Consider the following 15,256-nt stretch of genomic DNA (forward strand, 5'->3'; position numbering starts at 1 on the left):
ATTTGACACCCCGCATCATACCAAGAGGGCTTTTTCTGTTCAAGTCCCCGAAAATCCTTCTAACAGGAATGCTCCTTTAAATTAAAAACCCCGTCCTCAGACAATTGATTGCCTAAGGACGGGGTATAATTATCCCGTGTTACCACCTTAATTCACTAATAACTCACATTATCAGCCTCGATAAGTACAAGGAGAATGAATCAATCCTATACTTTGACATTTATAACGAGTGCCAAATCTCGTCAAGGTCTAATTCATTAACTGAAAGTCGACTCAGCTACTCAAAGGCCATTTTCAATCAACTATTTTCTGCTTCTTTTCAGCTACTGAAGCTCTCTGTAAGAAAATGATGGTTGACCTACTTTCCTCATCATCGCGTTTTGAAAATATTTTTTTCTTATTATTACACAATAATATAAAATTTAAAAGCTAAATAAAAAATGATCGTACGTTTGTTTTGAACCAAATGCCCATTACTCCATTCAGCACGTAACGGCAAGTTGGCCTCCAAGATGAGAATCACTTTCTTTCAATTGAAAGTATTAATACCCAAAAAAGGCTGCGGATTCAATCACCCGTCAGCCCTTCATTCTAATCTTCTGTTTTCAAGTAAGACTGCCTGAACACTTGCATCGCCTCATCTTCATTCAAGGCTGTCAATTCTTCTTCCGTTATTTTTCCAGTTCCTTTTTTAATGATATGCACATCTAGCGTTCGTTTTCCCCAATTGCTATATACTTCATCAACAGTATCATAATAAAGATCAAGTTTATTGCCTTTAATGGCTGAACCCGTATCAGCAACGACGCCATATCCATATCCGGGAATAAATAAAATGGTCCCGATCGGAAATACCCCTGGGTCCGCAGCTACCGTTGAATATAAGTCTCTTTTCACTTTTACTCCTGAATATGTAATGCCATAGGAAGGATGTCCAGGCTGTTTTCCTGTGGATTCCTCTCCCGCCGTATACCCAGTTGCAACAACTTTTTTTATCGGATATTGAGACCAATCGAACGCCTCTTCCAATGGTTGTACTTCGTTCTCCACAAGTTTCCCAGCTGGGACTGTATCAGATGCTGGCTCATTCTCCAATTTTTTCGAATCTGATAAAAACATTTCGGCAGTCGTTTTTAAATCCATGCCTGACAATGATTCAAACGTCGCCCCTAAAGCTGCTGTAAATAAAAGCAGCATCCATAATCTCCTAATATACAAGTGACGCGTAAACATTCATTCACTCCTCTCAAGGCTATTGTTCCCTTTTTTTGAGGAGGTTTATTCATTTAATGTAAAGGAAGACTGTATTTAAGAATAAGATTGAGCAAGGTGAACAGCCTTTTACCCATAAAAAGCAAAAAACGCCTGGATAAAATCCCTTAGGCGTTTGCACAATTCAAATGAGCCTTGGCGTATTTGCGTCCAGATTTCATCGAAGTGCGCTCGATAAATTCTCACTGAAAATCTGTGACATCCACCCGAAGCTTTAACTTCATTCAAACGGGGTTTGCCCCCCTCACCGACTGGAATATTACTATGCATTTATCTCACAACTTACAGAAGTGGGAGACTTCTGCTGAATGAAGTTAAAACATTCGATATCCTTTTTTACGCAGAACCCTCATTGTAAATCCTGCTGCGATCGCTCCTGCCAAACCGCTTGACAATATGATCAAATCGGCTGCAGCGAGATGGGAAATACTTGTTCCCAAACTTGAAAAAGACGCTGATGGAGATGTGAAATAATCTATGACTTTCACTTTATCAACAATTAATATGGCGACAAGCGGATAAATAAACGCCATAATCCATGTCATTCTCAACAGCATATTTAGTAAAAATCCAATCCCAAAAAATAGGACAAAAAATAATAATATTGATATCAACAGGACTGGAAGTGGCATGGCTGTTTTCCCCCTCAATTTCACTTTCATACCAAGTTTACTGAATGCTTGACAGAGCGTCAATGCAAAGACTCGGACGAATTCATGACAATTATGAAGAAAGTGGGGACATCTAGCTAAGCACGAGCAAATGAAACGATTCCAGCCACCGCAAAAATCAGTTTTATAACCTCGGAAGGATTAGAATAGAACTGACTAGATCCGTTTTAGAGAAATAATTTATAGGCTGTATATCCAAATTGATTGCCCGGGTTAATGGCATTCCTCTCTTTTTGAAGCGGTCCATACCCTCCTTTTATTAGCTCTCTAATCATAACAGAGGTATGTTTGTCAGCAAGAAGACTGTCAGGTGTCATCCAGCAGGCCTCTTCTAGCTCTTTCTCTTGAACAAGAACCGTTGTATTTTTCGGCTTGCAGGCAAAGATCATCATATTATCACTGATAGAGGATTGCAACACCCCTGTCCTTGCCCCTAGCAAACCAATCACTGTGCATATGATCCCTGTTTCTTCAAGTATTTCTCTTTCAACCGCTTCATCCAGCGTTTCAGCAGGTTCTACAAATCCTGCGGGTAACGTCCACTTTCCCTTGGCTCCGCCGTATTTCTTTTTCACCACAAGCCATCGTCCATTCTGATCGAGAACCAATCCACACACAGCCAGCCAAACTTTTCCCCGGTCTTGATTCATCCTCATCTCCCCCACACTTTCTGTAAAACTTTTTCCAGCAATCCGTTTTCTCCTATGTATTCCCTTAAGAAAAGTAAAAGACGTCAACCTTAAGAAACGAGCACAAGACAAATCTTGATAAGGCAGTTCCTCAGACTACAATAACTTGATCTTAATCCTACGCCGAGTTAAAGCGCCACGTCCCTGTAGGCGCCGAGGAGGTCCTGTCGCTTTGCTTGCACTTGTACCTCCTGTACGGCGGCAGGCTCAGAACGCGACGTCCTGTCACTTCGCTTGCACTTGTACTTCCTGTACGGCGGCAGGCTCAGAACGCGACGTCCTGTCACTTCGCTTGCACTTGTACTTCCTGTACGGCGGCAGGCTCAGAACGCGACGTCCTGTCACTTCGCTTGCACTTGTACTTCCTGTACGGCGTAGCTATACCTATTAATTCAGAATAAAATATTCCGAATTATAGACTTTCTCACTTTAAAAAAGACAGAATCCAATTAGATTCTGCCTTTAAATATTCATTACTTAAGCAAATTGAATTTCCCTTTTTTCATTGTCAGCGAAACCCCGCCAATCATGTAAAGGGCACGGTTGTCAATCATTTTCTTCATAAATGAAGCTTTTGTTCCTGTAACCTTTTTACCGAAGACAACACCAATAGCATCGTCATCACCAAGGGAACAAACAGTTCCTTTGTTATCATATACAAAGGCATTAACAGGTGTTTTTCCGTTAATAAGGCTTACCAAATTATTTGCAACAAACTCACCTTGCTGCATAGCAATTTGAGCAGTTGGCGGATAAGGGCGATTGATTTCTTCGTTGATGACGAGAGAACAGTCGCCAATAACAAATACATCAGATAAACCAGGTGCACGGAGGTCTGGCTCAACTTTTACTCTGCCACGCATATTTTCAATGCCGGATTCTACAATAATCGGGTTTCCACGTACTCCTGCTGCCCAAACTACTGTGCTAGCTTTGATCTCCTCTGTATCATCTTCACCTTTAGCAACAACGATTCCTTCCGGAGTCGCTTCTTTAATAGCAGTACCAATGCGGAATTCCACATTTTTTCTTTCAAGTAATGCGGTGGCATATTCAACAAGCTCAGGATCGAATCCAGGAAGAGCTGTAGGAGCAGCTTCCACACAGACTACTTTTACCATATCTTTTTCAATATCATATTCCTTACAGAGTTCAGGGATGCGATTGCCTAGCTCTCCAAGGAATTCTATACCTGTAAAGCCAGCGCCGCCAACAACAATTGTTAAGCGCTCAGGTTTTTGATCAATTTGATAAGTCGCGAATTGATATTCAATATGCTCGCGGATTTGTCTAGCTGTATCGACATTCGTAATCGAAAAAGCATACTTATCAAGCCCTTTAATTCCAAATGTTTCCGGAGCTCCGCCTAAAGCGATTACGAGGTAGTCATAAGAAAGCTCATTTCCTTTTTCAAGTTGAATTGTTTTAGCTTCAGTATCAACTTTTAAAGCGGTGTCTTTTACGAAATCAACTTTACTTCTGGCAACAACATTTGCAATATCATAACGGACCTGGTCAGGAGACAATGTACCGGCAGAAGCTTCATGCAACCATGTTGTTTCATAATGGTAATCATTTTTATTAACTAAAACAATGTCGGCATCATTATTTCCGAGCTGTTTTTGAAGACGTGTCACTGTCATTAATCCGCCGTAACCAGCGCCTAATACTACAATTTTTGGCTTTCTCAATCTAATCACTTCCACCTTTTCGTCTTATTATTAACATTTGTACGGTTGAAATGCATAGTAGGAAAAGTAATAATAAAATTATGTGATGCACTTCACGTACGCAAGCAAAAAAATGTCACAAAAAATAGACATATGTCTCAATACATCATATGGCTTTTATATTCTTTTTTCAAGCAGTTTTTTGGAAGAATAACAATTCTGAAATTTATAAAACAAAAACTGTTTTTATTGCTTTTTTTCGGGTGTCCTTAGACCATTTTATATGACAAGATTATGCATTGTATGGCACAATAGGAACGTGTTAGATGACATAATGAAGTTGTTTAAGAACTTAGGAGGGGTTTTCTTTGAAAGAAGATCAGCAAGTTTTTGATATGACCATCATCGGGGCAGGTCCTGCTGGGCTGTTCACTGCCTTTTATGCTGGAATGAGGAATTCATCAGTTAAAGTGATAGAAAGTCTTCCCCAACTCGGTGGGCAATTGGCAGCCCTATATCCGGAAAAATATATATATGATGTGGCCGGTTTTCCAAAGATTAAAGCACAGAATCTGGTCAACAACCTGAAGGAGCAACTTAAGCTATTCTCCCAAACCATTTGTCTTGGACAATCCGTCCAAAATGTTGAAAAGCTGGAAGATGGAACTTTTAAATTGACAACTGACAAAGAAATCCATTATTCCAAATCAATTATTATTACTGCGGGAATCGGCGCCTTCCAACCAAGGAAGCTGGAAGTAGAAAAAGCTGAACAATATGAAGAAAAAAATCTCCACTATTTTGTAGATGACATGAAGAAATTTGAGGGGCAAAGAGTCGTTATTCTAGGTGGAGGAGATTCCGCTGTTGACTGGGCATTGATGCTCGAATCGATCGCTGAGAAGGTGACACTCGTCCACCGCAGAGATAAATTCCGTGCTCACGAAAGCAGCGTTAACCAACTTAAAGAATCTTCAGTTGAAATTAAAACACCTTTTGCCGCTTCAGACATTATTTGTGATGAAGATTCCATCAAAAAACTTGTCATCCAGGAAGTCAGAGGCGATGCCGTAGAAGAAATCGAATTAGATTCACTTATCTGCAATTATGGATTCGTTTCTTCACTCGGACCGATTAAGGATTGGGGCATTGAAATAGAAAAGAACTCCATTGTTGTCAACTCCAAAATGGAAACAAACATTCCAGGAATTTATGCAGCAGGCGATATCACAACATATGATGGAAAAGTTAAATTGATTGCTACTGGATTTGGTGAAGCACCTACAGCTGTCAGCAACGCGAAAGCTTACATCGATCCAAAGGCAAGAGTACAGCCAATGCATAGTACTTCCTTATTCGATAAATAAATAAGAAAAGTGCAAGCACCTGTTTATCGGCGCTGAACTGGACAACAAAGCAATTTGTTCAAAATGTTAAACTTAAAAATATAAAGAGGCTGGGACAGAACCATTTTAGGTAAAGGAAAATCCGAACTTTGATTCAAATTTCTTCTAGGAGAAATTGAATCAGTTCGGATTTTCTTGTTTAAAGCTATTAATTTCTATAAATTCGTCTTTTAGGTTGATCTTTTTAGTTATGTCCCAGCCTCTTTTTAAATTAACATTCTTCCGGCGTACCCGATACTTTAGCAGTTCGGAAAGATGAACCGCATCCACAAGATACAAGTGCGTTCGGATTATCTATTGTAAAACCGCCGCCCATTAGAGACTGTTTAAAATCAATGACAGTACCAGCAACAATCGGCGCAGTCTCTTCATCAATGACAACACTTACTCCATGTTGTTCGAAGAATGTATCCTTTTCGGCTCTTTCATGGTCAAGACTCATGCCGTATGATAAACCACTACAGCCGCCGCCGTTAATAGAAAAACGGAAATTGGCTCCTTCTTCTCCATTTTCTTTGATCATTTTTTTGATCTGCACTGCAGCTGATTCGGTCAATGTAATTAGATCGCTCATGAATCTGCACCCCCCTCTTACGAGAAATGAAGTCCTTCCTTTATTATAAACCTAGATGTGGCTATTCTCAACCAATCGTTTTCAATCAAATGCACCTTGGCAAATTTGAACCCCTGATTTTATCAAGCTTCGCTCTATAACATTCCTCTGAAAATCTATGGCATCCTCCGGAGGCTTTAACTTTATTCAGTCGGGGTTTGTCCCCAATCAACATGCTTTCTTCTCACCACTTACAAAAAAGGAAGACTTCTACATGAACGTTAAAACATCGGATTATCCTCTATATATTGGTAAATGTTTTTGACCAAGTCCTCCGGATTCTCTCCAGTGACCACTTCTCCGTTAACAAGAGCATACAAAGTTTCATCGCATAAATCGCAATGGTCCAGACAACCATATTCCATGATGTCCAAGTCTGGATCTTCTTCTAATTTTTGCATTGCTTCATACCCGCCCATACCAAGGTTACTGATGCAAAATTCTATGATAGGATTCATTTGCTTCACCTCATTACCAGTCCTTATCCTACTCTTTTCGCATAGGTTAGTCAATTTGAAAGGCTTCCTAGCCCGCTCCAACGGATTGAAACATATTAATCCTGTTGTATATCAAGGTAGATTCCGCTATACTGTACGTTGGATATAACTCATAAAACTGATACATATTTGTTTTTTCTTTACTTTACTATAGGATAATTAGACGGCAAAAGGAGATTGTTTGCATGAAAAAATTAGTATTGCTGGGCGGTGGGTATGGAAATATGCGGATGCTGCACCGTTTGCTGCCAAATAACTTACCAGAAGACGTATCCATCACCTTGATTGATCGAGTGCCCTACCACTGTCTTAAAACAGAATACTACGCTTTAGCTGCAGGAACAGTATCAGATCAGGAAGTTCGCGTACCCTTTCCTGAACATCCACGCCTTGAATTAAAATATGGTGAAATCACCAGTATTGATCTTGAGAACAAACTGGTTCATCTTGACGAAGATGAACCTACCCCATATGATGACCTGGTGATCGGTCTAGGCTGTGAAGATAAGTATCATAATATCCCTGGAGCCAAAGAACATACACATAGTATTCAAAATATAGAAAAGGCTCGTGAGACGTATCAAACCTTGAACAATCTGCCGGCTAATTCTGTTGTCAGTATTGTAGGCGGAGGCCTAAGCGGGGTGGAGCTCGCAAGTGAACTCAGAGAAAGTCGCGAGGACTTGGTCATCAAACTATTTGACCGTGGGAAGATCATTCTCTCTGCATTTCCAGAAAGAGTCAGCCGTTATGTACAAAATTGGTTCCAAACAAACGGTGTTGAAGTCATTAATGGAGCGAACATTACAAAAGTAGAAGACCAGACCCTTTATAATCATGATGAGCCGGTTCATACAGATGTGATTGTTTGGACTGCTGGTATCCAGCCAAACTGGATTGTGCGTGAATTGGATGTAGAAAAGGATAAGCAAGGTAGGGTCGTATTGACAAAGCATCATAATATTCCAGTTGATGAGCATGTGTATGTTGTTGGAGACTGTGCCAGCCTTCCTTATGCCCCTAGTGCTCAGCTCGCGGAAGGACAAGCAGACCAAATCGCTCAAATCCTTCAAAAGCGCTGGAGCGGACAAGAACTTCCAGCAGAATTGCCTACCATTAAGCTGAAGGGTGTTCTTGGCTCACTTGGTAAAAAGCAGGGATTTGGACTAATGGCAGAGCGTGCTATCACCGGACGTATCGCTCGGATTCTAAAATCAGGAATTTTATGGATGTATAAATACCATAATGGTTAAAAAAAGCACCACGCGCGAAGCCCTCAAGTCAAATTGCAAGAGATTGCATTTGCCTTGATCTTTCGACGTTGGTGTTTGGCATGTTCTGGATGCTGGGGCGCAACTTCCTGTTGCTTTCGCTTGCACTTTACATCGCAGGCTTATGGCAGGCAAGGATGTCACATGCCACTTAGAAAATTATTTTATTCATTTCACTTTAGTCGGAATCAGCTTTTTCTGATCCCGACTCTCTATTTATTCTGCATGATAACCGTATTTTTCCATTTTCTGATATACATCTTTTAACCGTGGATTCCCTTCTCCAATTATTTCTGCGTCCATCGTTACAACAGGATAAAACAAATCTTCTTCAATTACTCTCTCTGCAAATTCTTTTACCGCTTCCTCATTAGGTGGATTAAAAATATCGATATATCGAATTTTAAAAGACTGTTCCGGAAACTTTCGCGAAATTGCCGCTTCCAGCCATTCATATGTCTCTTTCGAAGACGGCAAGTTTACGCAGCTTGCGCAAATCTGCTCAGCCCCGTAAACGAATATTTCAGCTTCTTTCTTCATTGCATCCACACTCCTTTTCATTCATTGTACCCTTTTTAAAGAAAATTCCCAATGAGAGTGTCTGTTCATAACAGAAACAACCGTGCATTGGAAAATACGCCTGGCGACATCAAAAATAATTCAGCAAACAAGCCAAATTTTGGATATTCTCTCCCAGCATATAGCATTGGGACACAGACTTTAAGCATGCCCAAACATAGCCATAGATTTTTTTTGCGTTTCTGATTATAATGGGATAAGGAAGGGAGTAGATTTGAATGTCTGAACAAGCAATGTACAGTCAAGTTCAAGAAGTACTCGATAAATTACGGCCTTTTCTTCTTCGTGACGGCGGTGACTGCGAACTCGTAGATGTAGATGAAGGGATTGTAAAACTTCGTCTTTTGGGTGCTTGCGGTACATGCCCAAGCTCTACAATTACATTGAAAGCCGGTATCGAGCGGGCATTGGTTGAAGAAGTGCCTGGCGTCGTTGAAGTAGAACAGGTATTTTGATTCGCGATTCGGATTTTCCGAATCGCTTTTTATTTGAATATCAAAATCTCCTCAAAGCCAATCAACTGCCGGCAGCTTTTGTTTCACTCCAGCCATTGAATAAAAAGAACGAAGAAACCGTTCATAATCCTGCGTATCCCTCAAATACCTAGCTAACGTCTCTTCCAGATGCTTTTTTCTTGATTGTGAATTGGTATTGTAATATTCTTCCACACACGCAAAATAATGAAGCGGAAATAACAATCTTGCGTAGATAAGTCTCCAGGCAAATGGTGATATTGGTGATAAAGATTGGTACTCGTTTAAAAATTTTGTCATGTCCGGATAAAGTGTCCGACTGCTTCTAAAATAACGGTCTCGAATCCATTCCGAAATATCCCTTGACGGATGGTCAAAGACCCAATCGAAAGGATTCCTTATTTCTTGCTCATCCTTCCATAACTCATCATAAAATCGCTCATGACAAATCGTTCCATAATCAAAACGGTGAAGTTGCTCGTCCAGCTCAGTATCTGTCACGTATTGAATAGCATTCTCGCTCAAGCCCATATAATAGGGGAAAGATTCAATGAACATCTTGTCAAATTCCTCTCTTGGCGGCTCATGAAGTAGTCCTGCCCATACTTTCTCCATTTGATCAAGTCTAACAGCCCAATAGTCCTTCCACTCGCCTGCTCTATTCAATGTGGTTATCGTGGCCTGCAAGCTTTTTCCCCGGTTATGGAATCTTGCTAATTGACGGCCGATCTTGCGGTTTCGATTAGCCGCGTGAAATTGATTTTGAAGAGCCACATAATCCTCATTTTCATCCGTGATCAAATACTTTCCGTCTTTTCCCGCCACAAACCTTGATACTTTTTTATCTGAATGCTTTGCCATGTGCTCTGACATTTCATATAATTCTATTAGAACCTCCTGTTCCACATGAGTCACGGAAACAATAGTATACAACAAACCATTTGAAAAAAAGCGGGTTTGCCGTCCAATTCGGATGGACTGATCTGCTTTGATATCAAAATACTTCTCCAAAATATCCGTAAACATAAAACATCCCTCTCTTATCACTTTATCCCCTATATAAGTATATGAGCGAGATTGGTTATTTTGCTGAAGGTTTGTTTTTTACATGGAATTTGCAGAGGAGGAAAGAATGAGATTCAAACAGAACTTCACGACATAAAGGGTGAGTAGAAATGACCACAGATAGAAAAATGACAAAGCTGGAACAGACTGCACGCCGCTTATTGGGTGAGCGCGGCGTTACCATCGAAGACATTGCAGAACTTGTGATGTATTTGCAAAAAAAATACCATCCCAACCTCACCACCGAGGAATGCATATTTAATATTGAGCGCGTTCTTCGTAAAAGAGAAGTACAAAATGCCATATTGACCGGTATTCAACTGGATATGATGGCCGAACAAGGGAAATTGGATGAACCTCTTCAAACTATTATCGGCACTGACGAAAGTATGTACGGAGTAGATGAAATTTTAGCCTTCTCTATAGTCAATGTATACGGCTCAATTGGTTTTACTAACTATGGTTATATTGACAAACAGAAGCCTGGCATTCTAGAGCATTTGAACGACCATTCGACAGGCGAGGTCCATACTTTTCTTGATGACATCGTCGGCGCCATTGCTGCAGCAGCTTCAAGCAGACTTGCACACAGTGCCAAAGGTGTAGAATAAAGTTAATCAATAGGGGACAATGATAAAAAATAAAAGGTCCGCAAACCTGCCAATAGGCAAGTTGTGGACCTTTTTACAATCAAATGTGCCTTGGCATATTTGCGCTCAGGTTTTATCGATCTCCGTTCAATAAATTCCCTCTGAAAATCTTTGGCATCCGCCGGAGGCTTTAACTTTATTCAACCGGGGTTTTACCCTTATTAATGGAATACCGATATAATTCAATCTCACCAATTGCAGAATTGGGAGACTTCTGCTGAATGTAGTTATATGTTCCATTTTTCAAGCGTATCCACTACATATGTAGGGTGGCTTTTCTTTTCTTTTAATGATGCTCTTGTCGTAACTCCAGTATGAACGAGAAGCGTGTCCATTCCAATGTTAATGCCCGCCAAAATATCCGTGTCATAATTATCTCCAACCATCAGAGTTTTTTCCTTGGGAGAGCCAAGCACCTTCAAAGCCTGATCCATAATAATACGATGTGGTTTACCTATAAATATGGGCTCAGTTTGAGTAGAAATGGATACAACAGACGTAATTGCTCCGTTACCTGGTAGTAATCCTCTTTCCGTCGGAAGGGCTATGTCGCCATTCGTGGAAAAGAACATAGCTCCTTTCCGAACAGAAAGGCAAGCTTTCGCTAGCTTTTCATAAGTTATTTTCCGATCTATTCCAATAATAACGGCTTCTGGCTCCTCATCTGTTAACTTAAGACCTCTCTCCTCCAAGGCCGACATCAGGCCTGTTTCTCCAATTACATAGATTGAAGTATCAGGATGGCGATCATACAAGTAGTTAGCCGCCGCCATAGAGGTAGTAAAAATCTCTTCCTTTTTCGCTTCTATTCCCAAATGGGTTAAATGTTCAGCCACTTGTTCAGCGGTTTTTGAGGAATTATTTGTTACAAACAAATAAGGAATACCTTTCTTCCTTAAGCGGGCTACAAACTGGACAGCCTCTGGAATACTCTCTGTCCCTCTGTACATTGTACCGTCCAGGTCAATCAGATAGCCATCATACTCCTTCATCGGACATTCCACCTTCCAAACATCACTTCTTAAATGCCGATACAGGTCCCAATTCATTTGTTAAATAATCTCTTACTTTTGGAGCAAATTGTTTAAGGACACTGCTTTCTTCTTTCAGCATTGTCTGAACCTGTTCATGGTTAACTTCAATATATTGCTGAACGAGCATTTTCCGAAAACCAATGACAGTCTTGAGGCTTTCGCTCATGTCCTCTGTAACAACTTTTTCGTCAGTAAGAATATCAATAATGTCGTCATAGCTTCCCGGATCCCTCATGATAAATCCATCAATCATCGCATTACCAATATCAAGAATGGATTCAATGATGGTCTGTGCAATTCTTTCCAGTGCAATCTTTTCAATTACTGTTATCCATTCATTTTGTCCTTCAAAAAAAAGCAATTGTTCTTCCATATACGTCAACGTTTTTTCTATTTTTTCGCGATCAACAAAGTACACAGTTCTGATTACCTCCATGAGTTGTTATTACTATCTTATCAAATAAATGAGCGATAGACGAATAGATGTAATAATCTGGGGCAATTTAAACATAAAAAAAGGTGGTAATCGCATGGATGAAACACACCGAGATCATCTAGATAAAGAAGAAATCACCTATACAGATGTATCCAATGTGGAAACCCAAAGAAATTTCATTATTCCAGAGGAGCTTCCCGAAGGATCTCTAGGTTCACCGAAGGGAAAGTTTACACGCGTGGAAAATAAATCGACTCCATGGAAAGAAGGACAACGCCATTACAGCGCCTTTAACTATGAATTTAAATCAATGCACCAAGACTTGCCCCGCCAGTTTCCTGGTGCCCATCCGACACATGATGATACGAACCAGGACAAAGAGCCCCCATACCAAGATAACTAACCCCGCAAAAAAATAGCCAAGATATTTGCTTGGCTTTTTTTACGGGGTTGCTTTTAACTCTTTACTTCCAGCTATAGACGGTGGGGAATCGAGGGCACTCCGATCCCATCCATTGAAATCAAAGAGCGCTTCAGTGGATGGATCTCCGACGGACAGGATGTCCTAGTGCCACCGACGCCACAGGACGTGGCGACTTTCGACGGCCAGCGCTTGTCGCCCTTAAACGGCCGTCTTCCGCTTTTCATTGTCCAGCTTCAGACGGCTAGGGCTCGAGGTCGCTTCGATCCATCCATTGAAGTCAAAAGACGACTTCAGTGGATGGATCTCCGACGGACAGGATGTCCTAGTGCCACCGACGCCACAGGACGTGGCGACTTTCGGCGGCCAGCGCTTGTCGCCCTTGAACGGCCGTCTTCCGCTTTTCTTATTTATCAATCTTTTTCAATACAAAGTACGCACAGCCGAAGTTACAGTACTCGTATAGATAATCCGGCAAAGTGCTGATTTTAGTATCGAATGATGCCTTATGATTGTCGTCTGAGAAAAAGCCCTTTAATCGGAGCTGACCATATCCCCAGTCACCAACAATGTAATCATATTTCATCAATATATCGCTGAAGCGGGCTCTCAATGCTTCCTCATTGAAGCCGTCCCTGAATTCTTCAACGAGCTCATATTGCTTATTTTGTATCGCTACCAATTATCTCACCCGCTTAAATTTTTCAACTCCTTCCTTAAATTATAACTTAAACGGCAACAATTTCTAGTAAAAAAACCGCATTACCGTACATCCTACTAAAGAGGAGGTGTATTTTTGAAAACAGTAAGGGTTGCATCGATTGTCTTAAGTGTCATGATATTAGGTGCCTGTGCAGTAAATGAGCGCGAGACCGCAGAAAATGATGGAGTTTACAAAAAAAGCGGTAACACAATGAATAGAGACGACCGCCACGATTTATATAACCGTTCAAATAACGATCAAAATTATGGCTTCGTGCGCGAAGTGAAAAGTCCTGTTCCTGGAAAAACAGCGGATATCGGACGTAGTGATGCCTTGGATAGAGAAAAAACTGCCAGCATCATCAGCAAAATGACTGTGGCTCTGCCGAATGTTCTCGACAGCAGTGTTGTGGTTACGGATGCTGAGGTATTAATTTCCTATAAATTAAGCGAAACAGATAGTAAAACAAGGTTTGAGACCGCTGATCAGGTTAAAAAAACGGCCATGTCGGTAGTACCACGTTGGTATCACGTATATGTTACAGACGACCCGGCCCTGAAACAGAATGTCGAAAACATCGGTTCTATTGACCCTTATACATCCAATAAGGATAACACAGTCAAAGACACCATCCGTTTGATGAAAGAGAGTTCACCACAAGGTCGAAAAGTGAGTGAAACAGAAAATGAAAATGGCGAATCAAGAGAAGACCGCATCATCAATTCAAGATAGCCGTGCAGCATTTAAATTATCGGCCCGTGATTTTTCATGGGCCCTGCTTATTTTTTCACATGAAGGGAAGGAGGTGACAGCCATTTGAGAACAATCCTATTGGTGGCAATCATGATGTTTTTCTCTGGAATAACAGTTGAAGCCAGCGAAATGTCACAGTCGGAATTAAACGAAAAAAGAATGGAGCTTTATAAAAAGACAGAAACAGCAACTGGAGTCCCATGGTTTTATTTGGCCGCAATTGATCAATATGAGCGAAGCATCCGGAATGTCAGAAAAGATTTACCGAAACCCACTGGACTGCTTGGGCTATATATTCATCCAAAAAATTGGACCGGTATAACTAACCCTGATAACCAGGACGTTAATCCAAAATCCATCAGCTTTTTCAATGGACTTGGCCAAGACGGGACTGGTGATGGAATTGCTGATCCCAATCATACAGAAGACATATTGTTTACAATTGGGAATTACATTGCACAATATGGTACAGATGATACCAGATTCAGGCTAGCTTTATGGAATTATTACAAAAGAGACAAGACTGTCGGTGCCATTATGTCCAATGCCCAAGTTTATAGAAAGATGAATCGAATTAACTTGGATGAAAAATCTTTCCCTATTTCCAAGGACTATATTTATTCTTATCGCAATACTTGGGGGGATCGCCGGGGCTGGGGAGGCCGAAGAATCCATGAAGGGACCGATATTTTTGCTGGGTATGGAACTCCTGTCCGAGCGGTTGCTTACGGTGTTGTGGAACTTAAAGGATGGAATAAATATGGGGGTTGGCGAGTTGGCATTAGGGATTTAAATAACACTTATCATTACTATGCTCACTTAAATGGCTTTGCCAAAGGTTTAAAGATTGGGGACGTTGTTCAATCAGGTGAGGTTATTGGCAGTGTTGGAAGCTCCGGATATGGTCCTCCCGGAACATCTGGAAAATTTCCTCCACACCTTCATTTTGGCATGTACAAAGACGATGGCATTAAGGAATGGTCATTTGATCCTTATCCTTATTTAAAAGTATGGGAAAGAACCGAAAGAAAAGGATGAAGCTTTGGGATGTGT

Annotated in this window: 17 protein-coding genes, 1 pseudogene and 1 other annotated feature; of the genes and pseudogenes, 7 read left to right on the forward strand and 11 right to left on the reverse strand. The window is 40.9% G+C overall.

Annotated elements, in window-relative coordinates; genetic code table 11:
* Window positions 1–111: 111 nt before the first annotated feature.
* Window positions 112–383 (reverse strand) — a binding site (T-box leader).
* 208 nt (window positions 384–591) lie between these two features.
* The 4 genes from H9631_RS17865 to H9631_RS17880 form a co-directional block, all read right to left on the reverse strand.
* On the reverse strand, window positions 592–1,233 hold the full coding sequence (locus tag H9631_RS17865; RefSeq protein ID WP_191815231.1) for a 3D domain-containing protein: 642 nt from the start codon (window positions 1,231–1,233) through the stop codon (window positions 592–594).
* 353 nt (window positions 1,234–1,586) lie between these two features.
* A complete protein-coding gene (locus H9631_RS17870) occupies window positions 1,587–1,904 on the reverse strand; it encodes a YuiB family protein (protein WP_191815233.1) in 318 nt (105 codons plus the stop codon).
* A 206-nt stretch (window positions 1,905–2,110) separates the two neighbouring features.
* Complete coding sequence (locus H9631_RS17875) at window positions 2,111–2,599, reverse strand: NUDIX domain-containing protein (RefSeq protein WP_191815235.1); 489 nt, start codon at window positions 2,597–2,599, stop codon at window positions 2,111–2,113.
* A 506-nt stretch (window positions 2,600–3,105) separates the two neighbouring features.
* The gene (locus tag H9631_RS17880) at window positions 3,106–4,323 is read right to left on the reverse strand and encodes an NAD(P)/FAD-dependent oxidoreductase (protein ID WP_191815237.1); all 1,218 of its coding nucleotides are present in this window, start codon (window positions 4,321–4,323) and stop codon (window positions 3,106–3,108) included.
* A gap of 347 nt (window positions 4,324–4,670) precedes the next feature.
* On the opposite strand from H9631_RS17880, the gene H9631_RS17885 reads away from it, so the two are divergent.
* Window positions 4,671–5,669 (forward strand): NAD(P)/FAD-dependent oxidoreductase, encoded by a 999-nt coding sequence (locus tag H9631_RS17885; protein WP_191815239.1) that lies wholly within the window; start codon window positions 4,671–4,673, stop codon window positions 5,667–5,669.
* Window positions 5,670–5,919: 250 nt separating this feature from the next.
* Here the strand turns inward: H9631_RS17885 and H9631_RS17890 are convergent, their stop codons facing one another.
* Together H9631_RS17890 and H9631_RS17895 are read right to left on the reverse strand one after the other, a co-directional pair.
* Window positions 5,920–6,282: a HesB/IscA family protein gene (locus H9631_RS17890; RefSeq protein ID WP_191815241.1), complete on the reverse strand. Its 363-nt coding sequence runs from the start codon at window positions 6,280–6,282 to the stop codon at window positions 5,920–5,922.
* A gap of 260 nt (window positions 6,283–6,542) precedes the next feature.
* On the reverse strand, window positions 6,543–6,779 hold the full coding sequence (locus tag H9631_RS17895; RefSeq protein ID WP_120116896.1) for a YuzB family protein: 237 nt from the start codon (window positions 6,777–6,779) through the stop codon (window positions 6,543–6,545).
* Between the two features lie 224 nt (window positions 6,780–7,003).
* Between H9631_RS17895 and H9631_RS17900 the strand changes: the two genes are divergently transcribed.
* A complete protein-coding gene (locus H9631_RS17900) occupies window positions 7,004–8,071 on the forward strand; it encodes an NAD(P)/FAD-dependent oxidoreductase (protein ID WP_191815243.1) in 1,068 nt (355 codons plus the stop codon).
* A 234-nt stretch (window positions 8,072–8,305) separates the two neighbouring features.
* Here H9631_RS17900 and H9631_RS17905 read toward each other — a convergent pair whose 3' ends face one another.
* Window positions 8,306–8,629, reverse strand: coding sequence for a YuzD family protein (locus H9631_RS17905; protein ID WP_191815245.1), 324 nt, complete (start codon window positions 8,627–8,629; stop codon window positions 8,306–8,308).
* A 196-nt stretch (window positions 8,630–8,825) separates the two neighbouring features.
* On the opposite strand from H9631_RS17905, the pseudogene H9631_RS17910 reads away from it, so the two are divergent.
* Window positions 8,826–9,123, forward strand: a pseudogene (locus tag H9631_RS17910) (NifU family protein).
* A 51-nt stretch (window positions 9,124–9,174) separates the two neighbouring features.
* On the opposite strand, the gene yutH reads toward H9631_RS17910, so the two are convergent.
* Window positions 9,175–10,167, reverse strand: a complete 993-nt coding sequence (yutH, locus tag H9631_RS17915) for a spore coat putative kinase YutH (protein WP_191815247.1) — start codon at window positions 10,165–10,167, stop codon at window positions 9,175–9,177.
* A gap of 149 nt (window positions 10,168–10,316) precedes the next feature.
* Here yutH and H9631_RS17920 point away from each other — a divergent pair, with 149 nt between their 5' ends.
* The gene (locus tag H9631_RS17920) at window positions 10,317–10,817 is read left to right on the forward strand and encodes a phosphatidylglycerophosphatase A family protein (protein ID WP_225221137.1); all 501 of its coding nucleotides are present in this window, start codon (window positions 10,317–10,319) and stop codon (window positions 10,815–10,817) included.
* 266 nt (window positions 10,818–11,083) lie between these two features.
* Here H9631_RS17920 and H9631_RS17925 read toward each other — a convergent pair whose 3' ends face one another.
* Window positions 11,084–11,848, reverse strand: coding sequence for a TIGR01457 family HAD-type hydrolase (locus H9631_RS17925; RefSeq protein WP_191815249.1), 765 nt, complete (start codon window positions 11,846–11,848; stop codon window positions 11,084–11,086).
* A 22-nt stretch (window positions 11,849–11,870) separates the two neighbouring features.
* Window positions 11,871–12,308: a type VII toxin-antitoxin system HepT family RNase toxin gene (gene hepT, locus H9631_RS17930; protein WP_191815251.1), complete on the reverse strand. Its 438-nt coding sequence runs from the start codon at window positions 12,306–12,308 to the stop codon at window positions 11,871–11,873.
* A 112-nt stretch (window positions 12,309–12,420) separates the two neighbouring features.
* On the opposite strand from hepT, the gene H9631_RS17935 reads away from it, so the two are divergent.
* Entirely contained in the window at window positions 12,421–12,729 is a 309-nt protein-coding gene (locus tag H9631_RS17935; RefSeq protein ID WP_191815253.1) for a cytosolic protein, read from the forward strand.
* 424 nt (window positions 12,730–13,153) lie between these two features.
* Here H9631_RS17935 and H9631_RS17940 read toward each other — a convergent pair whose 3' ends face one another.
* On the reverse strand, window positions 13,154–13,429 hold the full coding sequence (locus tag H9631_RS17940; RefSeq protein ID WP_191815255.1) for a YutD family protein: 276 nt from the start codon (window positions 13,427–13,429) through the stop codon (window positions 13,154–13,156).
* A 114-nt stretch (window positions 13,430–13,543) separates the two neighbouring features.
* On the opposite strand from H9631_RS17940, the gene H9631_RS17945 reads away from it, so the two are divergent.
* Both H9631_RS17945 and H9631_RS17950 read left to right on the forward strand, forming a co-directional pair.
* A complete protein-coding gene (locus tag H9631_RS17945) occupies window positions 13,544–14,182 on the forward strand; it encodes a YhcN/YlaJ family sporulation lipoprotein (protein ID WP_225221138.1) in 639 nt (212 codons plus the stop codon).
* Window positions 14,183–14,266: 84 nt separating this feature from the next.
* Complete coding sequence (locus tag H9631_RS17950; protein WP_191815256.1) at window positions 14,267–15,241, forward strand: M23 family metallopeptidase; 975 nt, start codon at window positions 14,267–14,269, stop codon at window positions 15,239–15,241.
* Window positions 15,242–15,256: the final 15 nt, after the last annotated feature.

The organism is Bacillus norwichensis (assembly GCF_014836955.1).
Taxonomy (GTDB): Bacteria; Bacillota; Bacilli; order Bacillales; family Bacillaceae_C; genus Siminovitchia; species Siminovitchia norwichensis.